Annotated in this window: 13 protein-coding genes and 1 pseudogene; 13 read left to right on the forward strand and 1 reads right to left on the reverse strand. The window is 71.1% G+C overall.

The genetic code is table 11. The features are described from left to right. The first annotated feature begins 6 nt into the window (after positions 1-6). The 6 genes and pseudogenes from ACFWXC_RS47725 to ACFWXC_RS47750 form a co-directional block, all read left to right on the forward strand. On the forward strand, positions 7-1,623 hold the full coding sequence (locus ACFWXC_RS47725; RefSeq protein ID WP_384489646.1) for an L-lactate permease: 1,617 nt from the start codon (positions 7-9) through the stop codon (positions 1,621-1,623). 362 nt (positions 1,624-1,985) lie between these two features. After that, positions 1,986-3,350: a phosphomannomutase/phosphoglucomutase gene (locus tag ACFWXC_RS47730; protein ID WP_384489620.1), complete on the forward strand. Its 1,365-nt coding sequence runs from the start codon at positions 1,986-1,988 to the stop codon at positions 3,348-3,350. A gap of 132 nt (positions 3,351-3,482) precedes the next feature. Continuing rightward, complete coding sequence (locus ACFWXC_RS47735; RefSeq protein WP_020940431.1) at positions 3,483-3,653, forward strand: Trm112 family protein; 171 nt, start codon at positions 3,483-3,485, stop codon at positions 3,651-3,653. Between the two features lie 61 nt (positions 3,654-3,714). Next, positions 3,715-4,842 carry an SIS domain-containing protein gene (locus ACFWXC_RS47740; RefSeq protein ID WP_384489622.1) on the forward strand — a complete coding sequence of 376 codons (1,128 nt, stop codon included), beginning with the start codon at positions 3,715-3,717 and terminating at the stop codon, positions 4,840-4,842. A gap of 255 nt (positions 4,843-5,097) precedes the next feature. Then, positions 5,098-6,249: a mannose-6-phosphate isomerase, class I gene (gene manA, locus ACFWXC_RS47745; RefSeq protein ID WP_384489624.1), complete on the forward strand. Its 1,152-nt coding sequence runs from the start codon at positions 5,098-5,100 to the stop codon at positions 6,247-6,249. 170 nt (positions 6,250-6,419) lie between these two features. Further along, positions 6,420-6,863: pseudogene (locus tag ACFWXC_RS47750) on the forward strand (cation diffusion facilitator family transporter); the annotation flags it as partial. 352 nt (positions 6,864-7,215) lie between these two features. Here ACFWXC_RS47750 and ACFWXC_RS47755 read toward each other — a convergent pair. Continuing rightward, positions 7,216-7,947 carry an ABC transporter ATP-binding protein gene (locus tag ACFWXC_RS47755; RefSeq protein WP_384489626.1) on the reverse strand — a complete coding sequence of 244 codons (732 nt, stop codon included), beginning with the start codon at positions 7,945-7,947 and terminating at the stop codon, positions 7,216-7,218. Positions 7,948-8,300: 353 nt separating this feature from the next. Between ACFWXC_RS47755 and ACFWXC_RS47760 the strand changes: the two genes are divergently transcribed. From ACFWXC_RS47760 to ACFWXC_RS47790, 7 genes are all read left to right on the forward strand, one after another. Then, entirely contained in the window at positions 8,301-11,093 is a 2,793-nt protein-coding gene (locus ACFWXC_RS47760; protein ID WP_384489628.1) for a carbohydrate-binding protein, read from the forward strand. A gap of 235 nt (positions 11,094-11,328) precedes the next feature. Continuing rightward, positions 11,329-14,889 carry a choice-of-anchor D domain-containing protein gene (locus ACFWXC_RS47765; protein WP_384489630.1) on the forward strand — a complete coding sequence of 1,187 codons (3,561 nt, stop codon included), beginning with the start codon at positions 11,329-11,331 and terminating at the stop codon, positions 14,887-14,889. A gap of 72 nt (positions 14,890-14,961) precedes the next feature. Next, on the forward strand, positions 14,962-16,935 hold the full coding sequence (locus ACFWXC_RS47770) for a discoidin domain-containing protein (protein ID WP_384489632.1): 1,974 nt from the start codon (positions 14,962-14,964) through the stop codon (positions 16,933-16,935). A gap of 145 nt (positions 16,936-17,080) precedes the next feature. Next, positions 17,081-18,067 (forward strand): hypothetical protein, encoded by a 987-nt coding sequence (locus ACFWXC_RS47775; protein WP_384489634.1) that lies wholly within the window; start codon positions 17,081-17,083, stop codon positions 18,065-18,067. A 101-nt stretch (positions 18,068-18,168) separates the two neighbouring features. Beyond that, entirely contained in the window at positions 18,169-20,016 is a 1,848-nt protein-coding gene (locus tag ACFWXC_RS47780; RefSeq protein ID WP_384489636.1) for an HSP90 family protein, read from the forward strand. A gap of 2 nt (positions 20,017-20,018) precedes the next feature. Further along, complete coding sequence (locus tag ACFWXC_RS47785; protein ID WP_384489638.1) at positions 20,019-22,946, forward strand: hypothetical protein; 2,928 nt, start codon at positions 20,019-20,021, stop codon at positions 22,944-22,946. A 489-nt stretch (positions 22,947-23,435) separates the two neighbouring features. Beyond that, positions 23,436-26,759 carry a lectin gene (locus tag ACFWXC_RS47790; protein WP_384489640.1) on the forward strand — a complete coding sequence of 1,108 codons (3,324 nt, stop codon included), beginning with the start codon at positions 23,436-23,438 and terminating at the stop codon, positions 26,757-26,759. Positions 26,760-26,813 lie beyond the last annotated feature (54 nt).

Genomic DNA, 26,813 nt, shown 5'->3' on the forward strand with positions numbered 1-26,813 from the left:
GCGCCCGTGTACGTCCAGGAACTGGAACCCCTCGCCGACTCCCTGGGCCTGTCCGCCCTGGTGGCCGCCCTGCCCCTGGTGATCGTCCTGATCCTGCTCGGCGGTGTCCGGGTGAAGGCCCACCTCGCGGGCCTGACGGGCCTTGTGGCGGCCGTACTCGTCGCCTGCCTCGCCTACGGCATGCCGCTCGGCCAGACACTCTCCGGCGCCGCCCAGGGCGCCGCGTTCGGCCTGTTCCCCATCCTGTGGATCGTCGTCAACGCCCTGTGGGTGTACCGGATGACGGTCCGCACCCGGCACTTCGACATCCTGCGCCGCTCGTTCGGGCGACTCTCCGACGACCCGCGCATCCAGGCCCTGGTGATCGCCTTCTGCTTCGGCGCCCTCCTGGAGGCGCTGGCCGGATTCGGCGCCCCGGTCGCGATCTGCTCGGTCATGCTCGTCGCCCTCGGCTTCGACCCGGTACGCGCGGCCGTGCTCGCCCTGGTCGCCAACACCGCCCCGGTCGCCTTCGGCGCGATGGGCACGCCCGTGGTCACACTCGCCCAGGTCACCGGACTGCCACTGGACTCGGTGGCCTCCGTGGTGGGCCGTCAGACCCCGCTGCTGGCCCTGGTGGTGCCCCTGGTGCTGGTCGGCCTCGTCGACGGCAGGCGCGGGCTCCGCGAGACCTGGGTGCCCGCCCTGGCATGCGGAATCGCCTTCGCCGCCGCCCAGTTCGCCGCGTCCAACTATGTCTCCGCCCAACTCGCCGACATCTGCGCCGCGCTGGCCGGCGCGGCCGCCCTGGTCGCCGTACCGCACGCGCGCGTGCCCGCCGCCGAGGAGGTGCGTGCGGCCGTACTCACCGGCGCCCGCAGCGCGGACCTCGACGAACCCGACCCGCGCCCCGAAGTCCTGCGCGCCTACGCCCCGTACGCCCTCATCGTCGTCGTCTTCTCCGTCGCCCAGATCCCGCCCGTCAAGGACTGGCTGGCACAGGCGAACCAGGTCTACGACTGGCCTTTCCTGGACGTCGTCAACCCGAACGGCCAACCGGTCGGCGGGAATCTCTTCACCTGGCCGGTGGTGTCGACCGGCGGCACCCTCGTCCTGCTCGCCGGCATCGCCACGGCCGCCGTCCTGCGCGTGCACGCGCGCGTGGCGGTCGCGGAGTGGGCGGCGACGGTAAGGGAGTTGAGGTTCGCGATCCTCACCGTGACCTCCGTCCTCGCCCTCGCCTACGTCATGAACCTCTCCGGACAGGCGGCCACCATCGGCCAGTTCGTGGCGGCGGCCGGTGCGGGCCTCGCCTTCCTGTCGCCGGTCCTCGGCTGGTTCGGCGTCGCGGTCTCCGGCTCCGACACCTCGGCCAACGCGCTCTTCGGCGCCCTTCAGGTGAGTGCCGCGCACGAGTCGGGACTCTCGCCGGAACTCCTGGCGGCCGCCAACAGCTCCGGCGGCGTGCTCGGCAAGATGATCTCCCCGCAGAACCTCACGATCGCCTGCGCGGCGGTCGGCCTGGAGGGGCGGGAGGGGGACCTGCTGCGCAGGGTGCTCCCGTGGAGCCTCGGGCTGCTGCTGGTGATGTGCCTGATCGTGGCGGGGCAGAGCTCGCCGGTCCTGGGGTGGATGCTGCCGTGACGGGCGGCGCGGGACTGGCTGTTGGGAGCGGCTGCGTGGGCCTGGCTGTGTGGGACTGGCTGTGTGGGGGCGGCTGCACGGGACTGGCGGTGCTGACCGGGCGGGCGTGACCGGCTGCGCGGACCGGCTGCACGGGACTGACCGTGTCTGACCGTGGTGGATCACATGGGATCACATGGGGTCGTATGCGATCGGCGTAGATCGCCGCAGATCACGGACGGGAGCGCGCTGCGAGTCCGCCGGGAGTCCGCCGGGAGTCCGCGCCGGGAGTCCGTCGGGGATCCGCCGGTGGATCCCGCGTCCGCGCCTCACCCGGGGCAGGTAGTTTGGGGCGACCGATAGGACTTCAGGAGGGTTGGCCCGTGGTTGCTGATCTGTCGCAGATCGTCAAGGCGTACGACGTGCGCGGGGTGGTTCCGGACCAGTGGGACGAGGCGCTCGCCGAGCTGTTCGGCGCCGCGTTCGTACAGGTGACCGGCGCCGCCGCGATCGTCGTCGGCCACGACATGCGGCCCTCCTCGCCCGGCCTGTCCCGCGCCTTCGCGCGCGGCGCGGCGGCCCGCGGCGTCGACGTGACCGAGATCGGCCTCTGCTCGACCGACCAGCTGTACTACGCCTCGGGCGCACTCGGCCTGCCCGGCGCGATGTTCACGGCCTCGCACAACCCGGCGCAGTACAACGGCATCAAGATGTGCCGCGCGGGAGCCGCCCCGGTGGGCCAGGACACCGGCCTGACGGACATCCGGGAGCTCGCGGAGCGCTGGTCGGAGGAGGGCGCCCCGGAGCCGGCCGCCACGCCCGGAACCATCACCTCGCGCGAGACGTTGACGGACTACGCGGCCCATCTGCGCTCGCTCGTGGACCTGACCTCCATCCGCCCCCTGAAGGTCGTGGTCGACGCGGGCAACGGCATGGGCGGCCACACGGTCCCGACCGTCTTCGAGGGCCTGCCCCTGACCCTGGTCCCGATGTACTTCGAGCTGGACGGCACCTTCCCGAACCACGAGGCCAACCCGCTCGACCCCGCCAACATCGTGGACCTCCAGCAGCGCGTCCGCGAGGAGTCGGCCGACCTCGGCCTGGCCTTCGACGGCGACGCCGACCGCTGCTTCGTCGTGGACGAGCGCGGCGAGCCGGTCTCCCCGTCGGCGATCACCGCCCTCGTCGCCGCCCGCGAACTCGCCCGGAACGGCGGCAAGGGCACGGTCATCCACAACCTGATCACGTCCTGGACCGTCCCCGAGGTGGTCCGGGAGAACGGCGGCACGCCGGTCCGCACCCGCGTCGGCCATTCGTTCATCAAGGCCGAGATGGCGAGGGCCGGCGCGATCTTCGGCGGTGAGCACTCGGCCCACTACTACTTCAAGGACTTCTGGAACGCGGACACGGGCATGCTGGCCGCCCTGCACGTCCTCGCCGCCCTCGGCGGTCAGACCGGCCCGCTGTCCTCCCTCGTCGCCCAGTACGACCGTTATGTCGGCTCCGGCGAGATCAACTCCACGGTCGCCGACCAGCAGGCCAGCCTCGCGGACATCCGCGCGACCTACGGGGACCGCGACGACACCACTCTGGACGACCTGGACGGGCTCACCGTCACCGCCGCCGACTGGTGGTTCAACGTCCGCCCGTCCAACACGGAACCGCTGCTGCGCCTGAACGCGGAAGCCAGGGACGAGGCGACGATGACGAAGGTACGGGACGAGGTACTGGCGATCATCAGGGGCTGAGGCCGGCCCTGCCCACCCGGGCGGCGGCAAACGGCCCCGCCCACCCCGGCGGCGGTAATCTGACCGCACGCGAACATCCCACTCCCCGAGTCCCCGCATCCCCGAATCCCCGAATCCCCGAAGGGAAACCCCATGCCGCTCGAAGCCGGCCTTCTGGAGATCCTCGCCTGCCCGGCCTGCCACGCCCCCCTCAAGGAGCAGGACGCCGAGCTGATCTGCACCGGCCAGGACTGCGGCCTGGCGTACCCCGTCCGCGACGGCATCCCCGTCCTCCTCGTCGACGAGGCCCGCCGCCCCGCGTAAGCAGCACGACCGCGACCACAACCGCACCGCACCAGGACCCCGGCAACCGGAGGCCGCTCCCATGCTCGACGAATCGCTGCTCGACACCCCGGAGGGCCTCGCCGAGGCCGACCGCCGAGGTCTGCTGCGCGGCGCGGCCGAGGCCGGCGCCCGCGTCCGTACCGCGGCCCGGCACGCCATCGAGGCAGGTGTCCAGGAGCTGAAGCCGGACGGCCGCCCGCGCGCCGTCCTGATCGTGGGCCCCGGCGTCGCCGCCACCCACGCAGCCGACCTCCTCGGCTCGCTGGCCGGCCCCGGCAGCCCCGTCATCCGGTTGGCCCCCTCCGGCGTCGCCCCGGCCGCCGGCGCCCTGCGCTGGGAACTGCCCGGCTGGGCCGGCTCCGTCGACCTGCTGCTGATCGCCACCCCGGACGGCGCCGAACCCAGCCTTTCCCTCCTCGCCGACCAGGCCTACCGGCGCGGCTGCTCGGTTGCCGCCGTGGCCCCCGCCGAGACCCCGCTCGCCGAGGCGGTGGCCGGCGCCCACGGCATGTTCGTACCGATGGCGACGGCTCCGTACGACCAGGGCGAGCCGCTCGCCGGTTCCTCCCCGGGCGTCCTGTGGGCGCTGCTCACCCCGCTGCTGGTGCTTCTCGACCGCATCGGCCTGGTCACCGCCCCGCCGGAGGACCTGGAGAAGGTCGCCGACCGCCTCGACCGCGTCGCCGAGCGCTGCGGCCCGGCCATCGTGACCTACAGCAACCCCGCCAAGACCCTCGCCTCGGATCTCGCCGACGCGCTCCCGGTGATCTGGACGGAGGGCGTCTCGGCCGGCCCCGCCGGCCGCCGCTTCGCCGCCGCCCTCGCCGAACTGGCCGGCCGCCCCGCCCTCGTCGCCGAACTCCCCGAGGCCCTGGCGGCCCACCACGCCCTGCTCGCCGGCCCGCTCGCCGCCAGCGCCGACCCCGACGACTTCTTCCGCGACCGCGTGGAGGAGGCCCCCGCGCTGCACGCGCACGTGGTGCTGCTGCGCGACCGCCCCCTCGGCGGACTCACCGCCGCGCCCGCCGCCCGCGAGCTCGCCCTCGGCCACGACACCCCGGTCAGCGAGCTGGAGCCCGAGGAGGGCGACGAGCTGGAGACCCTCGCGGAACTGATCGCCGTCACGGATTTCGCTGCCGTTTACCTTGCGCTCGCTTCGGGGGCCTGAGGTGGACACCGACACCGGGCCCGCGGTACGAGGGACGGCCTGAGGGCCGTACCGGAGGCCAACCGGTGGGGGAACACGCGGTGAACACGTCCGTCGTGCACCGGCGTACGCGCTCGTACACCGGCGTTCGCGGTCGTGGACCCGTCGTGGACCCGCCGCGGGTCGTCGTACACCGTCGTACGACGCGCCCCACGTCTCCACGCGACCCTGTTCGCTGATCGCCCCGTACGCAGAGAGAACCGGCAGAGAGAAGTCATGGACCGCCTCGACAACACCACCCGCCCCTACGCCTGGGGTTCCCCGACCGCCATCCCGAAGCTGCTCGGGGTCGAGCCGAGCGGCGAGCCGCAGGCGGAGATGTGGATGGGCGCGCACCCGGGCGCCCCTTCGCGCACCGCGCGCGGCACGCTGGTCGAGGTCATCGACGCGAACCCGAAGGCCGAGCTGGGCGAGGCGGCCGTGGCCAAGTTCGGCCCGCGGCTGCCCTTCCTGCTCAAGATCCTCGCGGCCGGCGCCCCGCTCTCCCTCCAGGTGCACCCCAACCTGGAGCAGGCCAGGGAGGGTTACGAGGACGAGGAGCGGCGCGGGATCCCGCTGGACGCCCCGGACCGCAACTACAAGGACGCCAACCACAAGCCCGAACTGATCTGCGCGCTCACCGAGTTCGACGGCATGTGCGGCTTCCGCGCCCCGGAGCAGGCCGCCGAACTCCTCGAAGCCCTCGGCGTCGACTCCCTCAAGCCGTACGTCGACCTGCTGCGCGCCCACCCCGAGGAAGCGGCCCTGCGCGAGGTCCTCACCGCGATCCTCACCGCCGACCGCGAGGAGATGGCCCGCACGGTCGCCGAGACCGCCGCCGCCTGCACCCGCCTCGGCGGCGACCACGCGCCCTACGCCGACCTCGCCCACCACTTCCCGGGCGACGCCGGCGTGATCGCCTCGATGCTCCTCAACCACGTCCGTCTCCAGCCCGGCGAGGCCCTCTTCCTCGGCGCCGGCATCCCGCACGCCTACCTCAGCGGCCTCGGCGTCGAGATCATGGCCAACTCCGACAACGTGCTGCGCTGCGGCCTGACCCCCAAGCACGTCGACGTCCCCGAACTCCTGCGCGTCGTCCGCTTCGAGGCCCGCGACGCCGGCGTGCTGCGCCCGGAGGCCGCCCCGGACGGCGAGGAGGTGTACGAGACGCCGATCGACGAGTTCCGGCTCTCCCGGTACGTCCTGCCCGAGGGCACCACGGCCCACGACCTGACCCTGCCGACCCCGCAGATCCTGCTCTGCACGGCCGGCGCGGTCCGGGCGGGCGAGTACGACCTGACCCCCGGGCAGTCGGTGTTCGTCCCCGCGGGCGAAAAGGCCGAGGTCTCGGGCGCGGGCACGGTCTTCCGTGCGACGGTGATCGTCTGAGGGGTCCGTGGTTCCGGATGGGTCTGATTGTCGTACCGGGATTGTGGATACCTGACGAGCCGTTCCCGGGCAGGGCTGCAAGAATGACCCATCCGGCAAAGCACGGGTAAAGACGAGCGCACGCCTGGACGGCGTAGACGGAAGACGGCGAGAAGGGACATCGCGGACACATGAGCGCGTCAGGCGGCACCAGGGCGATCGTGGCGGCACTCGGCGCCAACCTCGCGATCGCGGTAGCGAAGTTCGTGGCGTTCGCGTTCAGCGGCTCCTCGTCGATGCTCGCCGAGGGCGTGCACTCGGTCGCCGACTCCGGCAACCAGTTCCTGCTGCTCATCGGCGGCAAGAAGGCCCAGCGCGAGGCGACCCCGCAACACCCCTTCGGCTACGGCCGTGAGCGGTACATCTACGCCTTCCTGGTCTCCATCGTCCTCTTCTCGGTCGGCGGCATGTTCGCCATCTACGAGGGCTACGAGAAGATCAGCCACCCGCACGAAGTGGAGCACTGGTACTGGCCGGTGGGCGTGCTGGTCTTCGCGATCATCGCCGAGGGCTTCTCGTTCCGCACGGCCATCAAGGAGTCCAACGAACTGCGGGGCAAGCTGTCCTGGTCGCAGTCTCGCCCTGGGCCACGGCCAGGTCGAGGCCCTGGAGGGCCTGCACCTCGACGCCCTCGGTCTGGTAGATCCGCACCAGGTTCTCGCAGACGACCAGCCCCTCCTCGCGCCGCGGAACGGCGGCCGCGGCGGCCCGCCGGCGCAGCTCGTCCAAGTCCGGTACCCCGGTCGCCTGTTGGTGAACTGCCACGCGGTCCCCCGAGGAGGTGAAGTCTGCGGATGACACTGTCGGACAGCCGCCAGGGTAATGCGGAAGTCCGTGTCAGGTACTCGCCGTCCAGGGCGTTCCGCACGCGGACGCCGCCGTCGCTGCCCGGCGTAGGCTCCCGCCGCCGGTCCGCGGGCGGTGCCGTCAGCTGTCCTCGACGATGCGGCCGTCGCGGAGTTCGAGCACGCGGTCGGCCAGCGCGAGGAGTTGCGTGTCGTGGGTGGCGACGAGGGCGGTGACGGATTCGCTGCGGACGACGGCACGCAGCAGGTCCATCACGGTGAGACCGGTGTCGGCGTCGAGCTGGCCGGTGGGTTCGTCGGCGATGATCAGGGCCGGGTTGTTGGCGAGCGCGCGGGCGATCGCGACCCGCTGCTGCTGGCCGCCGGACAGCTCGCCCGGACGCTGGTCGGCGTGGTCGGAGAGGCCGACAAGGGAGAGCAGAAGGCCGACGCGGGCTTCGCGGTCGCGGGCCGGGACCTTCCGCAGGCGCAACGGGACCCCGACGTTCTCGGCGGCGGTCAGAATCGGGATGAGGCCGAAGGACTGGAAGACGAAGCCGATGCGGTCGCGGCGCAGCGCCAGCAGGTCGTCGTCGCCGAGGCCGGCCAGGTCGGTGCCGTCCAGGACGATCCGGCCGCCGTCCGGCGTGTCGAGGCCACCGACCAGGTTGAGCACGGTGGTCTTGCCGGAGCCGGAACGACCTCTGAGGGCGACGAGTTCGCCGCGCGCCACGCTGAAGGAGACACCGCGCAGGGCGTGGACGGCGGTGTCGCCGCTGCCGTACGTGCGGCGCAGGTCCTCGACCACCACCATCTCGCCGGTCGGCGTCCCGGCGTCCGCAACAGCGCTGTGACCGCTGGACTGCTCGCTCATACTCCCTCTCCCGCCCCGCCCGGCTCGGCCGGAGCGGTGCTGCATCCGCACCGTACGGTACGCCGGACCTCCGCCGGAAGGTCGGCCATGGACGTACCACCCGGCGGACACCGAACACCCGGCCGCACCCTGCCCCGTCTGCCGCCCCGGCGGGCCGCCGGGAGGTGCCGGAGCCCGAGACGCCCGCTCCGCGATCACCGGCCGTTCCCGTCATCCAGGATTTGCATTCAAAGGAAAGAACCTTGCAGCGACTTGGGAGATTAATTCTTTCCCTCGTCGGAATCTAGCGGGGTGGATGAGGGCTCTGTACGGTCGGGGCGCCGGTTTCCCCCCACTCCGTGAAGGAGCCTCAGATGCTGACGATCTCCAGACCCCGGCGACTGGCGGTGGCCGCCGTCGCCGCGGTCGGCGCGATGTGCGTGTCCGTGTTACCTGCCGCTGCCGCACAGGCGGCGCTGCCGTCCAAGGCGCACGCGGCAGCGAGCGCGGCGGTGGGTGCGACGACGCCGTTCTCGGTCTACGAGGCCGAGGCGGGAACGACGGGCGGGGGTGCGGCCGTCCGGTCGCTGACCTCGGCGCCGACGACGCAGTATTCAAGCGCCGCCCTGGAGGCCTCGGGCCATTCCTATGTCCACCTGGGCGACACGGGCCAGTCGGTGCAGTGGACGAACACCACCGGGCAGCCGATCTCCTTCCTCAACGTCCGCGCCAGCATTCCCGATTCGGCGTCCGGCGGTGGCATCACCGGGACGCTGAACCTGTACGTCAACGGGGTGTTCCGGCAGGCGCTGAACCTCAACTCGAAGCAGAGCTGGGTGTACGAGGGCAACGGCAACTACAACACGAGCGACAACCAGAACCCGGCCGACGGCGACCCGAGGGTCTTCTGGGACGAGTCGCACACCTTCGTCACCGGGTCCCCGATCCCGGCGGGCGCCACGTTCTCGCTGCGCAAGGACGCCGGCAACAGCGCGTCCTTCTATGACGTGGACTCCGTCGACGTGGAGAACCCGCCGGCGCCGCAGACGCAGCCCGCGAACTCGATCTCGATCACGAGCTGCGGTGCGGTGGCGTCCAACACCCCGACCAACGGCGCGGCCGACAGCCAGGCCGTGGACAGCCGGGCCGCCATCCAGACCTGCATCGACCAGGCCGAGGCGCAGGGCAAGATCCTGTGGATCCCGCAGGGCACCTTCTACGTGAAGGGCACCGCGGGACTGAACGCACAGGGGATCACCATCGCGGGCGCGGGGCTCTGGTACAGCACGGTCTACCGTGACGTCCCGGTCCCCAACAGCACGCCGTTGGCTGCCCTGTTCGACCTGACGTCCTGCACGGTGCGTAACTTCCACATCGACGCCAACGCCGTCAGCCGGAGCACCATCGGCGGGGACGGCGGCGCGATGGACACCACCGGTACCGACTGGCTCGCCGAGGGCATCTGGACCCAGCACACCATGTCGGGCTTCTGGGCCTCCGGCACCGGCGGCAAGGTGCAGAACAGCAGGCTGACGTCGATCTGGGCGGACGGGATCAACGTCAACAACGTGTCGCTGAACGCGGACACCGGGAACGACCTGACGGTCACCAACAACTTCGTCCGCGGCACCGGGGACGACGCGATCGCCATCAACTCGGTGAACTACAACACCAACGGCGACGGTTCCCAGACCTTCTACAAGCCGATGACCAATGTCACCGTCAGCGACAACACCTCGATCGCGCCGTGGGGCGGCAAGGGTGTCGGGATCTACGGGGGCAGCGGCCACCAGGTCAGGAACAACTACATCAGCGACACGGCCCGCTACATCGGTCTGGGCGCCGGGCGCTTCGGTGTCAACGGCAGCGACTTGCTGTCCGCGACCGTTACCGGCAACACCGTGGTCCGCTCCGGCGGCAACGCCTACAGCCAGGGCCAGCCCGCCCTGCACATCGGCAACGGCGGCGACGGACAGAACACCGGGACCGTCGACAAGGTCACGGTGACCGGCAACACCGTCATCGACTCCCTCTACGACGGGATCGCCTTCTCCACCTCGACCAACACCCTGCTCCAGGACAACACCGTCAGCAGCCCCGGCCGCAACGGCATCGCGATCTCACCGTCGTTCTACCCCGCGCCCACCGGTTCCGCGACGATCACCGGCAACACGGTCACCGGGCTCGACCCCGGCGCCTCGGCCTTCGTCAACAACTCCACCGGGTTCCTCGCGACGCTGAGCGACAACCACTGGCCGCCGGCCGCTCCCGAGGGCCCCTACGGCGGCATCCCCGCCGCCGTGCCCGGCACGGTGCAGGCGGAGAACTACAACACCGGCGGCCAGGGGGTCGCGTACAACGTCACCTCCGTCAACGGCAACGCCAACTCCTACCGCGCCGACGGCGTCGACCTCGACAACACCTCGGACACCGGCGGCGGGTACAACCTGGGCTGGACCGGCACCGGACAGTGGTTCCACTACAGCGTGGACGTCGCCACGGCCGGCACCTACACCCTCAACCTCCGCGTCGCGGCCCCGTCCGCGGTGGCAGGCGCGCTGCACCTGTCGGACGCCTCCGGCACGAACCTCACTGGAGCCGTCGACCTGCCCGCCACCGGCGACTGGCAGACCTGGGGCACCGCGACCACCCACGTGACCCTGCCCGCCGGCCGACAGACTCTGACGCTCCATCAGGACACCAGCGGCTGGAACATCAACTACCTGAGCTTCACCGGGGGTTCCGACACCCCGGCCACCAATCTCGCCGCGGGCAAGCCCACCAGCGAGTCCAGCCACACCGACGTCTACCCCTCGTCGAACGTGACGGACGGCAACCAGGGCTCCTACTGGGAGAGCGCCAACAACAGGTTCCCGCAGTGGGCCCAGGTCGACCTGGGCTCGGCCCGGAGCGCCTCCCGCGTGGTCCTGCAACTGCCCGCCACCTGGGGCGCCCGTACCCAGACCCTCACCCTCGGCGGCAGCACGGACGGCACCACCTTCACCACCCTGAAGTCCTCGGCGGCCTACGCCTTCGACCCGAGCACCCAGAACACCGTCACGCTCACCTTCCCCGCCGCCACCCAGCGCTACTACCGCGTCACCATCACCGCCAACAACGGCTGGCCCGCGGGCCAGGTCTCCGAGTTCCAGATCTGGGCCGCCTGACCCCACGCTCCCCACGGTGCCGCCGGACGCTCCGTCCGGCGGCACCGCCATGTGTGCGACGCCTTAGATCTTGCGGGTTGCATTTTTATTTGTTGCAGAGTTCTGTCTAGTTATTGCGTGATCATGCCAACGATATTACGGTCCCCCATGCATCGTCACCAACCCCCTGTCTCCCCTCCCTCCCTGGCGGCACTAGAGGGACAGTTCCGGCATTTGGTTACGTAAGGAGTGGCACGTGTTCCATTCCATCCGAGATCTGAGACGCGTCCTCGTCTGGGCGGTGAGCACCGTGATGCTGGCCGCCGTCGGCGTCGTCGTGCTGGCCGTCCAACCTGCCATGGCGGCGTCCACCGCCACCGGCGGCAGCGGCGCGAGCCTGCCCTACGTCGAGGTGCAGGCGGAGAACTCCACCACCAACGGCACGAACATCGGCCCGAGTTACACCCAGGGCCAGCTGGCCGACGAGGCGTCGTACCGCAAGGCGACGACGCTGCAGGGCACCGGCAAGTACGTCACGTTCACCACGCCGGTGGCCACCAACTCGATCAACTTCCGCTACAGCATCCCCGACACCTCGAACGGCTCGGTCTACACCGCCGCGCTGTCGCTGTACGTCAACGACGTCAAGCAGCCCGACTTCACCCTGACCAACGCCTACAGCTGGTACTACGGCAGCTACCCCTTCACCAACACGCCGGGCAGCAACCCGCACCACTTCTACGACGAGGCCCACCGCCTGTTCTCCACCACGTATCCGGCGGGCACGACCTTCAAGTTCCAGGTCGACGCGGGCGACACCGCCTCCTCGTACACGATCGACTTCGCCGACTTCGAGCAGGTCGGCGCCGCCCTGACCGCGCCCTCGGGGGCGGTGTCGGTGACCAGCAAGGGCGCCGACTCCACCGGTGTGGCCGATGCGACCAGCGCGTTCAACGCCGCGATCAGCTCGGCGGGCCCCGGCGGCACCGTGTGGATCCCGCCGGGCAGCTACAACATCCCGGGCCACATCAGCGTCAACAACGTCACGATCGCCGGCGCCGGCATGTGGTACTCGACCGTCATCGGCACGGCCCCCGGCTTCTACGGCAACTCGGCGCCCAACGCGAGCACCGGTGTGCGCCTGCAGAACTTCGCGATCTTCGGCAATGTGCAGGAACGCGACGACAGCGCCCAGGTCAACGGCATCGGCGGCGCGATGAGCGACTCGACCGTCTCCAACCTGTGGATCGCCCACATGAAGGTCGGCGCCTGGATGGACGGGCCGATGGACGGGCTGACGTTCACCGGCCTGCGCATCCGGGACACCACCGCCGACGGCATCAACTTCCACGGCGGCGTCACCAACTCGAAGGTGACCAACAGCGACATCCGCAACACCGGCGACGACGGCATCGCCACCTGGGCGGACGCCGCCATCGGCGCCGACGCCAACGACACGATCTCCAACAACACCGTGTCCCTGCAGATCCTCGCCAACGCCATCGCGATCTACGGTGGCCACGACAACACGGTCAGCGGCAACCGCGTGGTGGACACCGGCCTCGCCCAGGGCGGCGGCATCCACGTGGGGCAGCGCTTCACGTCGACGCCGGTCGGCCTCACCACGATCTCCGACAACACCATGATCCGGGCCGGCAGCCTCGACCCCAACTGGCAGTTCGGGGTCGGCGCGTTGTGGTTCGACGGCAGTCAGGGCGCGATCAACGGCCCCATCAACGTGACCAACGCGCTGATCCAGCAGAGTCCGTACGAAGCCGTCCAGTGGGTCGAGGGCACCATCAGCGGCGTCAACCTCAACAACGTGACCATCGCCGGCACCGGAACCTTCGCCCTCCAGGAACAGACCGGCGGCGCCGCCAAGTTCACCAACGTCACGGCCACCGGCGTCGGTTACTCGTCCCCGGTCTACAACTGCTCGGGCGGCAACTTCGTCGTCACCGACGGCGGCGGCAACTCCGGCATCAGCGGCACGCCGTACTGCGGCGGCTGGCCGGCTCCGGTCTTCCCGCCCTACCCGTCCGAGGGCGTGACGGCCACCCCCGGTGCGCTCAACTTCGGTTCGGTCGCGACCGGTTCGACGAGCGCCGCGCAGACCGTGACGGTCTCCAACCCCACCAACACGGCGGCGTCCGTCTCTGCGATCTCCACCAGCGGCGACTACTCGCAGACCAACACGTGCGGTTCGTCGATCGCAGCGAACGGCTCGTGCACCGTCAGCGTGAAGTTCGCGCCGACGGCGACCGGCAGCCGTAACGGATCTCTGACCGTCAACGCGGGCGGGATCACCAACACGGTCAGCCTCTCCGGTACCGGCACCGCGCCGGGCCCGGTGCTCAACACCGACCCGGCGAGCCTGTCCTTCGCCGGCACGGTGGTCGGCTCGTCGGCCACCGCGCAGACGGTGACGGTGACGAACTCGGGCACCACGTCGGCGACCGTCTCGGCCGTCGCGGCGACCGGTGACTTCAGCCAGACCAACAACTGCTCCACCCTCGCGGTCGGCGCGTCCTGCACGGTGACCGTCGGCTTCAAGCCCACCACGGGCGGAACCCGGGGCGGCAACCTGACCGTCACCAGCAACGCCAACAACAGCCCGACCACCGTCGCCCTGACCGGCAGCGGCATCGACAGCACCACCAACATCGCCGCCGGGCGGCCGGCGTCGGCGAGTTCGAGCAGCAGCCCGTACGTCGCCTCGAACCTCACCGACACCGACGCGTCGACGTACTGGGAGGGCACGAACGGCTCGTTCCCACAGTGGGCCCAGGTCGACCTCGGCCAGAACTACAGCGTCGGCAAGGTCGTGCTCAAGCTCCCGCCGGCGACGGCGTGGTCGGCTCGCACGCAGACCCTGTCGGTGCAGGGATCCACGGACGGCTCCAGCTTCTCGACGATCAAGGCATCGGCCGGGTACACCTTCGACCCGAACACCAACAACAACACGGCGACCATCACGTTCAACGCCGCCACGGCCAGATACGTGCGGGTGAACATCACCGCCAACACCGGGTGGAACGCCGCCCAGTTGTCGGACTTCCAGGTGTTCCCCAGCTCCGGCGGCTCCTCACCGGCGACCTTGTCGACCAGCCCGACGTCCTTGTCGTATCCCACCCAGGCGCTCAACACCACCAGCAGTGCGCAGACGGTCACGGTGACCAACACCGGAACCGCCGCCGCGACCGTCTCCGGCATCACCGTCACGGGCGACTTCGCGCAGACCAACAACTGCGGGACGTCGATCGCGGCAAACGCCTCCTGCACGGTCAACGTCACGTTCAGGCCCACCGCGTCCGGCACCCGCACCGGTGACCTCAGCATCGCCAGCAACGCGTCGAACGGCACGGCCACGGTCGCGCTGACCGGCACCGGTGCCGGCACGGTGAGCCGGAACCTGGCAGCCGGCGCCGCCACCACCGAGTCCAGCCACACCGACGTCTACGCCTCGTCGAACGTGACGGACGGCAACCAGGGCTCCTACTGGGAGAGCGCCAACAACGCCTTCCCCCAGTGGGTCCAGGTGGACCTCGGTTCCGCGCAGAGCGCCGGCAGCGTCGTCCTCCAGCTCCCGGCGGCCTGGGGCGCCCGCAACCAGACGCTGTCCCTGTCGGGCAGCACCGACGGCTCCGCCTTCACCACTATCAAGTCGTCGGCCACGTACACCTTCGACCCGACGACCAACAACACGGTCACCATCACGTTCCCCGCGACCACCCAGCGGTACCTCCGGGTGAACATCACGGCGAACAACGGCTGGCCGGCCGGTCAGATCTCCGAGTTCCAGGTCTGGAACACCTGAACCGACCCGATGGTGCCGCCGAGCGCGAGCGTGAGCGCGCTCGGCGGCACCGACCACCGAGGAGGAGTCCAGATGGGTGTCACACGCAGAGTCTTCTTGAGGGCCGCGGTCGCGGCCACCGCGGTGGGAACCGTGGGCGCCACCGAGACCGTACTCGCCCAGACCGCGTCGGCGGCCAGTCCGCCGGGTGACGTGGTCGGCAAGATCACCGTCGGCTACCAGGGCTGGTTCGCGTGCGTCGGCGACGGCGCGCCCATCAACGGCTGGTGGCACTGGACCCAGAACTGGGGCCAGTCGCCGTCCCGGAACAACACCGCCATCAGTTGCTGGCCCGATGTGCGGGAGTACACCAACACGTACCAGACCTCCTACGCCGCCCTGGGCAACGGCCAGCCCGCCAAGCTGTTCTCCTCCTACGACCAGCAGACGGTGAACACCCACTTCCTGTGGATGCAGCAGAACGGCATCGACACCGCCGCGCTCCAGCGCTTCAACCCCACCGGCGGCGAGGGCCCCACCCGCGACGCCATGGCGACCAAGGTGCGCAGCGCCGCCGAGTCGTACGGCCGGAAGTTCTACATCATGTACGACGTCTCCAACTGGACGAACATGCAGTCCGAGATCAAGACGGACTGGACGAACAAGATGTCCGCGCACACCGCGTCCTCGGCGTACGCGAAGCAGAACGGCAAGCCGGTCGTCTGCATCTGGGGCTTCGGCTTCAACGACCCCAACCACCCCTTCACCCCCGACGCCTGCCTCGACGTCGTCAACTGGTTCAAGGGACAGGGCTGTTACGTCATCGGCGGTGTCCCGCGCGAATGGCGGACCGGGACCGGGGGCTCGCAGTCCGGCTTCCTGGGCGTCTACCACGCCTTCAACATGATCTCGCCGTGGATGGTCGGCGCCATCGGCAACGTGAGCGAGGCCGACAACGCGTACAACACGTACACCGTCCCCGACCAGGCGGACTGCAACGCCAACGGTATCGACTTCCAGCCCTGCGTCCTGCCCGGCGACGTCTCCGGCCGGCAGCGCGCGCACGGCGACTTCATGTGGCGGCAGTTCTACAACATGGTGCGGGCCGGGGTGCAGGGCATCTACATCTCGATGTTCGACGAGTACAACGAGGGCAACCAGATCGCCAAGACCGCCGAGACCCAGGCCTGGGTGCCCACCGACTCCGGCTTCCTCGCCCTCGACGAGGACGGCACCGCCTGCTCCTCCGACTACTACCTGCGGCTGACCGGCGACGGCGGCCGCATGCTCAAGGGCCAGATCGCGCTGACCGCCACCCGCCCCACCCAGCCGACCCTCCCCACCGGCGGCGACACCACACCGCCCGCCGCGCCGGGAGCCCTGACCGTCACCGGGCACACCAGCAACTCCGTCTCGCTGACATGGAACACATCGACCGACAACGTAGGCGTGACGGGCTACCGCATCCTCCAGGTGTCCGGCTCGACCAGCACACAGGTGGGCACCACCGGCTCAACCTCATTCACCGTCACCGGACTCGGCGCGTCCACCGCGTACACCTTCGCCGTCGTCGCCCTCGACGCCGCGGGCAACGTGTCGCAGCCCTCCAACGAGGCCACCGTCACCACCGACCCCCCGTCCGGCACCACCAACCTCGCCCTGCACCGCCCCACCTCGGAGAGCAGCCACACCCAGACCTACGGCTCGGCCAACGCGACCGACGGCGACGCCAACACCTACTGGGAGTCCGCCAACAACGCCTTCCCGCAGTGGATCCAGGTCGACCTGGGCGCCGCCACCGGCGTCAAACGGATCGTCCTCAACCTCCCCCCGGCCACCGCCTGGGCCACCCGCACCCAGACCATCTCCGTCCAGGGCGGCACGGACGCCGGCACCTCCACCCAGCTCCTCGCGGCAGCGGGCTACACCTTCAACCCGGCGACCGGCAACACGGCGACCCTCACGCTCCCCGCCACCGTCACCACCCGCTACGTACGGCTGACCTTCACCGCCAACAACGGATGGCCGGCCGGGCAGGTCTCGGAGTTCCAGGTCTTCGGCGCCTGATACGAACGTGCGCGGCCGGTCTCACCCTCGTCGACCGCTTCGCGACCGCCTCCGTGAACCACCGGTGGAAACCCTGTGGAAGTGGTGTCGGTGGTGCCGCTTATGCTGCACCCGAAGATCACGCGGATCCTGGGGAGGGCGCGGCATGTTCGACAAGCTGTTCGGCAGAGGCGGGGAGAGACCGGCGGCTGATCCGCATGCCCTTCCCGTGCCGCGCAAGAAGAGAAGCGGGACGTACCCGCTGCGCGCTCTCGGCGACACCAGGGTGCTCGCGCTGGTGGAGGCGGCCGGCACCGGTGACTGGGCGGCGGTCAGGGCGGCGCTGGCCCCCTTCGATCTCGGCCGGGACGACCAGGTCCTCGGTGAACTGGCCGACCTGGACGGTGTGCAGGACTGGATCGGCCGCGCCGCCGAGGAGGACAAGGAGCACCGGGCGACCGCCCTGCTGATATCCGGCGCGCGCCACGTCAGCTGGGGCTGGGAGGCCCGCACCCGCGCGAGAGCCGTGGACGTCACGCCCGAGCAGTGGCGTGTCTTCCGGGAACGGCTGCACACTGCGGAGGAGCAGTTGCTGGAGGCGGCCGAGCTGCGGCCGGAGTGGGTCACCCCGTGGCGTCGCCTGCTCACCTCCGGCCGTGGCATCTCGCTCGGCCGCACCGTCAACGAGGCCCGCCTCGACGCGGCCCTGCGCCGCGACCCGCTGGACCTGGAGACCCACGTCGAGTGGGTGTCGTACCTCCAACCCCGGTGGAACGGCGAGCCCGGCGAGGCCCTGGCCTTCGCCCGCGCGGCGTTCGCCGGGGCACCCGAAGGCCACCGCCTCGGCTGTGTGCTCGCCGTCGCGCACATCGAGGACTGGTCCGAGTCCGACCGTGACAACTGCCTCGTCACCCCTGAGATCCAGGACGAGCTGCTGGAGGCGGCCGAGCGCAGCATCCTCCACCCCGACTACGAGCGCCGCCCTGGCTGGCAGCAGGACTTCAACGTCTTCGCCATGGCCTTGTCCCTCGCCTCGGAGCGGATCGCTCTGCCGTATGTCTTCCGCGAGCTGGGCGGCGCCCTCACCGAGTGGCCGTGGAGGTACACGGAGGAGCCGGAAAAGATGTACGCCCGCGCCCGGCGCAACGCCTGACCCCGGCCGGGCGCACCGCACACCTGCCCCCGGCCCGGCGCACCGCCTGAAGCCGCTACCCCCGCCCGCCGCCCGTCGCTCACCTCACCCCGGACTGCCCGATGACTCTGCCCGACACCCCTTCGAGCCCGGCCGGCGCCGACCGCACCTTCCAGGTGGATCTGCGCGGCCTCGTCGACCTCCTCTCCCACCATCTCTACTCCAGCCCCCGCGTCTACCTGCGCGAGCTCCTGCAGAACGCGGTGGACGCGCTGACCGCCCGGCACGCCCTCGAACCGGACGCGGCCGCCGGTGCGTTCGGCATCCGTCTGTACGCCGACGGTTCGGTGGTCCGGGTGGAGGACGACGGCGTCGGCCTCACCGAGGCCGATGTGCACACCTTCCTCGCCACGATCGGCCGCAGCAGCAAGCGGACCGAGCAGATCGCCGAGCAACGCGCCGACTTCATCGGCCAGTTCGGCATCGGCCTGCTCTCCTGCTTTTTGGTCGCGGACGAGATCCAGGTGCTGAGCCGGTCCGCCCGCACCCCCGGCGCCCCCGCCGTGGAGTGGCGGGGACGCGGCGACGGCAGCTACTCGGTGCGCACCCTGCCCGCCTCCGCCCGCCCACGGCCCGGCACCACCGTCACGCTGACACCCCGCGCCGACACGGGCGAGTGGACCCGCCCGGTCCAGGTGCAGGCGCTGGCCCGGCACTTCGGCTCCCTGCTGCGCCACCCGGTGACCTTCGACGGCGGCACCGGCGGCCCGGGTGCACCCGTCAACCCCGAGCCCGCACCCTGGGCGCGTACCTACCCCACGCCGGGAGCACGCTCGCGGGCGCTGGCCGCGTACGGCGAGGAGATCTTCGGGTTCACGCCGCTGGACACCATCGAACTGGACCTGCCGGCCGTCGGCCTGAAGGGCATCGCGTGCGTGCTCCCCGAGACGGTGCCGGCCGGGCGCCGCCACGGCCACCGCGTGCACGTCAAGGGCATGCTGCTGTCCGAGCAGGCCCAGGAGATCCTGCCCGAATGGGCGTTCTTCGTCCGCTGCGTCCTCGACGCCGAGAGCCTGCGCCCGACCGCGTCCCGCGAGTCCCTGTACGAGGACGACACCCTCGCCGCGGTCCGGGACGCCCTCGCCGAACGGCTGCGCGCCTGGATCGCCCGGACCGCCGCCAGCGACCCGGACCTCCTCGGCCGTTTCCTCCAGGCCCACCACCTGGCCGTGAAGTCCCTCGCCGTGCACGACGACGAGATCCTGCGGATGCTGCTGCCCTGGCTGCCGTTCGAGACCACCGCCGGACACGCCACGCTCGACGAGTTCGCGCGCACCCACCGCACCGTGCTCGTCACCTCCAGCGTGGAGGAGTTCCGGCAGGTCGCCGCGATCGCCTCGGCCGCCGGACTCGGCGTCGTCAACGGCGGCTACACCTACGACCGTGAACTGGTCCACCGGCTGCCGGAGATCAGGCCCGAGGTCAGTGTCGCCGACCTCGACCCGGCCACGCTCACCGCCCACCTCGACCCCGTCGACCGGGAGACGGAACTCGCCGCCGCGGCCTACCTGGCCCAGGCCCGTGACGCCCTCGCCGTCTTCGACTGCGACGTCGCGCTGCGCACCTTCCAGCCCGCCTCGGCCCCCGCCCTCCTCCTCGACAGCCGCGAGGCCCGGCACGAGCGCACCCGCTCCCAGCTCGCCCGCGAACAGCAGGGCGGCATCTGGGGCGACATCCTCGGACACCTGAGGCAGGAGGCCCCGCGGGCCCAGCTGATCCTCAACCAGCTCAACCCGCTGGTCCGTACCGCGGTCACCATCGACGAGCCCGAACTGGCCCGCACCAGCGCCGAAGCCCTCTACGGGCAGGCCGCGATGCTGTCCCGGCGCCCGCTCAGGCCCGCCGAGTCGAGCCTCATCAACCGCTCCTTCCTCGACCTCCTCGCCCACGCCCTCCGCAAGGACAGCTGACGATGCCGACCGCACCCCATCCCCAGAACACGGACGAGCTGTACCGGGCGCTCCAGGAGAACGACCGGCGCCCCTACGGCCGTACCCGCACCGTCACCGCCGAGGAACTGGTCGACGCCGCCGAGCAGTTCGCGGAGCCCCGCCCGCTGGTCCACGCGCTCTTCGCACTCCAGAAGGCGTACAACTACGGCTCCGAGCCCAGGAAGTCGCCCGTCGTCTTCGCCCGCGTGCTCACCCTCTTCGACGAGCAGCCCGACGTCTTCGACGAGCGGCTGCGGCACACGCTGTTCTGGCGGTTCAAGTGGGTCGCCGTCGCCCTGCTCGCCCTGCCCGAGATACCTCTGGCCAGCCTGCGCCAGTGGCTGACCGAGATGCGCGACCGGTACGAGAAGGCCGATCTCGAACTCCAGCCCTACTACGGACAGGCGTACCATCTCGCCGCCCACATCGGCGAGGACACCGACCTGGCCTACGAGCTGTGGGCCGGACGGACCCGTACCAAGCTCAGCGACTGCGAGGCCTGCGAGATCTGCGAGCGCGCCCTGTACCACCTCGCGGCGGGCGACGACGAGCGGGCGCTGCGCATCTGGGAGCCCGTCCTGGCCGGGAAGGAGTCCTGCCAGGAGGAGCCCGCCCGGTCCGTCTCCTACGCGCTGCTTCCCCTGCTGCGCACCGGCCGCACCGACCGGGCTCGCGAGCTGCACCTCACCGGCTACCGTGCCTGCCGCCGCAATCCCGCGATGTCCGGCGAGGTCGGCCGGCACCTGGAGTTCTGCGCGCTGACCGGCAACGAGGCACGCGGCCTGGAACTCCTCGCCGAGAACCGGTCCCTGTTCGACGACGTCGACTCGCCGCTGGACCTCGTCGGCTTCCTCACCGGCGTCGAGGTCCTCCTCCAGCGCGTCGAACTCCTCGGCCACGGCGACCTGCCCGCCGCCGGATACGCGGGCCGCACCTGGACGGTGGCCGGCCTGCGCGCCGAGGTACGCGGCCGCGCCGCCGACCTCGCCGCGCGCTTCGACGCCCGCAACGCAACCACGGCCCACACCGACCGGCGCACCGCCCGCCTCGACCGTGCACCCCTCCTGGACGCACTGGAGCTGACCCTGCGCGCCCGCGGTCTCGACGACGTGGCCCCGGCCGTCGTACCCTCCGCATCCGCCACCGCCGTCCCTGAGTCGCTGGCCGAACTCATCCTGCGCGCAAGGGAGTCGGAGAAGCAGGGGCATCCGGACGCGACGGCCTGCTGGGCCCGGCTGCGCACCCTCGTCGCCGCCCCCGGCTACGCCCACCCCGACGACCCGGCCGTGGGACCGCTCGAACACCTGCGCGCGGACCTGCTGGCCGACGAGGCGGGCCAGGTGGGCGAGAAGGACGAGTTCGACAAGGCGGCCGCCCTGTGGGAGGAGGCCGCGAATCTGTACGACGAGGCCGGAGCGCCAGGTCACGCGGCACTCGCCCGCGCCTGCGCCCTGCTCCCCACGGGGGATGTCCCCGCGGAGGGCGGCGACGGAGCCGAGGCGAAGGCCGCCGCGCTGACCGCCGCCTACGCGGCCCTCGTCCGTCTGCAGGCGGAGACGCCCGATCTCGCCCCGTACCAGGAGGCCCGTGTGCTGCGGCTGCGGGCGAGCGCGCTCGGCCTGCGGCTGCAGGAGACGAGGGACGAGGAGCACATCGCGCCGGTGCTCGCCGAGGTGGACCTGCTGCTCGCCTTCGCCACCCGGCACGACATCACCGGCCAGGTCTCCGGCGCCCACCTGCTGCGGGCCAGTACCCACGCCCTCTCCGGCGATCTGCCCACCGCGGTCACGGAGATCGACGCCCTCCTCGACCGGCTGAGGGCGGACGGCCCCGCCTGGCACCTGCCCCGCACGCTCGGCCTGCGCGGTCGGCTCCGGCTCGGCCTCGGAGACGCGCAGGCCGCGCACGCGGACCTGGCCGAGGGGCTGCGGCTGGCCGCCGACTGGCCGTCCGACTCCGGCGGCACCGCACGTCTCCACGGCGATCTGGCCCAGGCCTGCCTGCGCCTGGGCCGCCCCGACGAGGCGCTGCGGCACCTGTCGCGCTCAGCGGAGCTGGACCTGCGCCACGGCAGCCGGACGGACGCGTTCTGCACCTACGGCAACGCCGCCCAGCTCAGCCTCGAACTGGGCCGCGTCGAGGACTGCATCGCGCTGCTCGACTCCCTCCTGACCGAACCGGACGTCGCCGCCGGACAGCTGGACGACCGGCTCGTCGCCCAGCTGCGCCTGTACCGCGCCCGCGCGCTGCACGCGGGGGAGGACCTCAAGGCCGCCACGGCGGAGTTCGCCGCCCTCGCGGCCGAGTCGGCCGGCTGGGACGACGACCCCGGGAGCCACGCCATGATCGCCGCGGAGACCGCCGTACTCCTCGCCGAGTCCGGCGAGTTCGGACGGGCCCGCGAGGCCGCGGACCAGGCCCTCGCCGCCCATGCCCGGGCCCCGCGCTACGAGCAGCTCAGCAGCTGCCTGCGTGAACTCGCCCGCCTCCAGACCCAGCGGCAGGGGGCCGAGGGCCTGGCCGACGCCCTCGCCGTCCTCGCCGACGCGGGCCGGGTCGCCGACGAGGCCCGCGCCGCGGAGTTCGAGGCCCGCGACCGCTCCCTGGACAGTGCCCTCGCCTACGAACACGGACGGGTCAACGCCTACGCCGGTGAGTACGAGACCGCCCTGGCCGCGCTGGACAGGGCCCTCACCCTGCTCGGTGAACCGGGACCGGACGACGGCCACGCGGGCGAGTGGGCCGAGTGCGTCCGGCTCGCGTCCGTCGTGGAGGGCCTCTACCTGGAGCGCCCCGCCCCCGCCCTCACCCGCCTCGACGCGGCGATCTCCCGCCTCACCCCCCTGGGCCACACCGAGGAGACCGAGTCCCTGGCCTCCCTGGCGGCCCAGCTGCGCGACGAGGGGTGAGGACGGGCGTAGGGAAAGCGCGTCGGCCGGAACCCGCCCGCGCCGAGAAAGAAGCCTTTGCCGGGGAGTCGTAACTCCCGCAAGGAATCGCACGGTTCGGCGCGGCTCTGGGTCCCTCCCGCGCCGAAGGCGGGCTCGCGTCCTCGACGGCGCGGGCCCGCGTGGACGGGCCGACCGGGGTGCGGCCGCCGGGGGCTCGCTACCCGGCCGTGCGTGAACTTCGCACGCAGAAAGTCTTGTTGGCCTCGTTGACACGCCACAAGCACAGGCGTTTCACTCGACACTCGTGCATGGCAACGTTGTCAGGCCGTGGGAGCGACTCGAACCGTTGCCTGTCGCCGGCATTCCGGTGTTTTTCGGCGCGCCGACACCTGATGTGCGAAGCACGAACCGCTGCGGAGGCAACCGATGGTGAGACCCCGACGTTCAGCAGCACCAGCCGACCGAGCAGGATTCCGCCGACGCCTCGTTGTGGTCTGCGTCCTGGGCATGGCAGCCCTTCCGCTTCCGGCGATCGGAAGCGCCCAGGCCGCGGGCAACGCGACGCCGCCCCTCGTGAAGGACCCCGCGTCCCTCGTCAACCCCCTCATCGGCACCTCCGGTGCGGTGGACACCTTCCCCGGCCCCGACATGCCGGCCGGCATGGTGCAGTGGGGCCCCGACACCACGCCCCACCGCCCCGACGGCGGCGGCTACGAGTACGCCGACAGCAAGATCTCCGGCTTCAGCCTCACCCACGTCTCCGGACCCGGCTGCCCCGTCGCGGGCGACCTGCCCGTCCTGCCGGTGACCGGTGCCCTGTCGGGTGACCTCGGCAGCACGTCCGTCGGCTTCGGGCACGACAAGGAGCAGGCCGGCATCGGGTCCTACAAGGTCACCGACGCCAACGGGGTCAGCACCGAGCTGACCGACACCACCCGCGCCGGGCTGGGCAGCTTCACCTTCCCCTCGGGGCAGCAGGCGAACCTGCTGTTCAAGCTCAGCGGGGGCGCCACCCAGGTCGACGGAACCCGCGTCCAGGTGGTGAACAGCAAGGAGATCAGCGGCGCGATCGACAGCGGTCACTTCTGCGGCGCGAACAACCGGTACACACTCCACTTCGACATCAAGTTCGACCAGCCGTTCACCGCGAGCGGCACCTGGGTCGGCAGCACCATCACCCCCGACGCGAAGTCGCTGAAGGCGGGCAAGGTCAGCCAGACCCCGCGGAAGTCCACGTCGAAGCCGCTGAAGGAGAAGCACTTCACCGTCCCGGCGAAGCCGGCCCCGACGGTCCACGGGAACGCCGCCAAGGCCTCCGCCACGGCCTCCGCGGCCCCGAGCGCCAGTGCCGCCTCCCGGCTGTCCAAGGCCGCCGCGGCCGCCCAGCCGCCCACGACCGGCGCCAACGGCATGTACCTGACCTTCGACACCTCCTCGAACACCACGGTCACGGCGAAGGTCGGCATCTCGTACACGAGCGACGCGAACGCGGCGGACAACCTCGCCCGCGAGATCGGGAACTGGAACCTCGGTACCGTCGAGCGGGCCAACCACGACGCCTGGAACACGGTGCTGAAGAACATCCAGGTGGGCGGCGGTTCCGCCGACCAGCAGACGCAGTTCTACACCGCGCTCTACCACGCGCTGCTGCACCCGAACGTCTTCTCCGACGCCAACGGCCAGTACATGGGCATGGACAACCAGGTCCACAAGCTGGCCAAGGGGCAGAAGGCCCAGTACGCCACCTACTCCGGCTGGGACACCTACCGCTCCCAGACCCAGCTGATGGCGATGGTCGAGCCCAAGGTCGCGAGCGACGTCGTCACCTCGATGCTCAACGGCTACGACCAGACGGGCCTGCTGCCCAAGTGGGCCTCGAACAACGGCGAGAGCTACGTGATGGTCGGTGACCCGGCCGACGGCATCATCGCCGGCGCGTATGCCTTCGGCGCCACGGACTTCGACACGGACAAGGCCCTCGCGGCCCTCCAGCACGAGGCCACCGTCCCGAACAACGACCGTCCCGGCGAGTCGGTGCGGGACGCGAAGGGCAACCTTCCGCTGGACGAGAGCTACGGCTGCTGCAACTTCTACGGCCCGGTCTCCACCCAACTGGAGTACGACTCCGCCGACTACGCCCTCGCCGCCTTCGCCAAGTCGCTCGGCAAGACGTCCGTCTACGAGAAGTTCGCCACCCGCGCCCAGGACTGGATGAACGTCTTCAACCCGGGGACCGGCTACCTCCAGGCCAAGAACAAGGACGGCCAGTTCGCGGGCGGTTTCACCCCCGGCACCTCCAACGGCTTCGTGGAGGGCACCTCCGCCCAGTACACCCCCATGGTCCCCTTCAACCTGAAGCAGCTCATCCAGGCACGCGGCGGCACCAAGGCGTACTCGTCCTACCTGGACAGCCTGCTCGACGACATCACGAGCCCCGGCAGCACCGACGCCGACCTGAGCAACGAGCCCAGCGTGGAGATCCCCTGGGAGTACGACTACACCGGCGAGCCGTGGAAGACCCAGGCGGCCGTCCGTGAGGCCCAGCAGGACCTGTACTTCAACGCGCCGGTCGGCTCGTTCGGCAACGACGACCTCGGAGCCATGAGCTCCTGGTACGTCTGGTCCGAGCTGGGCCTGTACCCGGAGACCCCGGGCGCGGACACCCTGGTGCTCGGCAGCCCGGTGTTCCCGGCGGCCCAGGTGACCCTCGGCGGGAAGACCGTGCGGATCAACGCCCCGCAGGCCGCGCCCGACGCGCCGTACGTGCAGTCGCTCGGCGTCAAGGGCAAGGCATGGAACACCTCCTGGCTGACGTACCAGCAGTTCAAGGGCGCCGGCGCCCTGGACTTCACGCTCGGTACCGAGCCCGACACCTCCTGGGCGTCCGGCCCGTCGGCGGTGCCGCCCTCGGACACCACGGGCGGGGGGCGGGTACTGGCGGCGACCGGCCCCAGCAACGGCCTGGTCCTCCAGCCGGGCACGGGCGATGACGGCACCCTCGACCTGACCAACCTCGGCGGCCAGGCCGTCACGGTCGACTGGACGGCGACGGCGCCCACCGGCGTCACCCTGGACACCGCGTCCGGCTCGCTGACCGTGCCCGCCTCGGGCAGCGGCGAGGCGAAGGTCCACGTGACGGCGGGCACGGACGAGGGGACCTACCCGGTCGCCTTCGCCCTGACCGACCACGCCACCGGAGCGGCACTGCCGGGGGCGGTCCTGCGCGTGGCCGTGGCCAAGGCCGGTGCACTGTGGCCGTACGACACCAACGAGGGCATCTACCCCGACGGCAGCGGTTTCTCGGGCGGCTTCGACGGCGGCGGCTGGGCCTTCTCGCAGAACGCGCTGGCGGCGGCCGGCGTCACCAGCGGCTCCCCCCTCACGGTCGACGGCATCTCCTACCTCTGGCCGACGGTGACGTCCGGGCAGCCCGACAACCTGGAGATGGCCGGCCAGACCATCCCCATGCCCGCCGGCACCTCGGGTGCGTCGCTCGGTCTGCTGGGCGCGGCGGTCAACGCGCCGACCGACGGCAGTGGGGTCTCCGGCACACTGACCGTCACCTACACCGACGGCACCACCTCCCGGGCGACGGTCGGCTTCTCGGACTGGACGCTCAACGGCGGACCGAGCAAGCCGCTGCCGGGTGACACGACGGCCGTCACGACGACCTACCGGAACACCGGGAGCGGCGGCCGGGACAACGTGAAGACCTACGTCTTCGCCACGAAGGTCCCGCTGGACCCGTCCAAGCAGGTGGCATCGGTCACGCTGCCGGTGACCGGCCAGACGGGCACCGACCACCTGTTCTCCTACGGCTTCGGCCAGTAGGAGACACCGCGGCACCGAACAGGAGGGCCGGTTCCCGGACTCACGTCCGGGAAC

The sequence above is a fragment of the Streptomyces sp. NPDC058683 genome (assembly GCF_042716195.1).
Classification (GTDB): Bacteria; Actinomycetota; Actinomycetes; order Streptomycetales; family Streptomycetaceae; genus Streptomyces.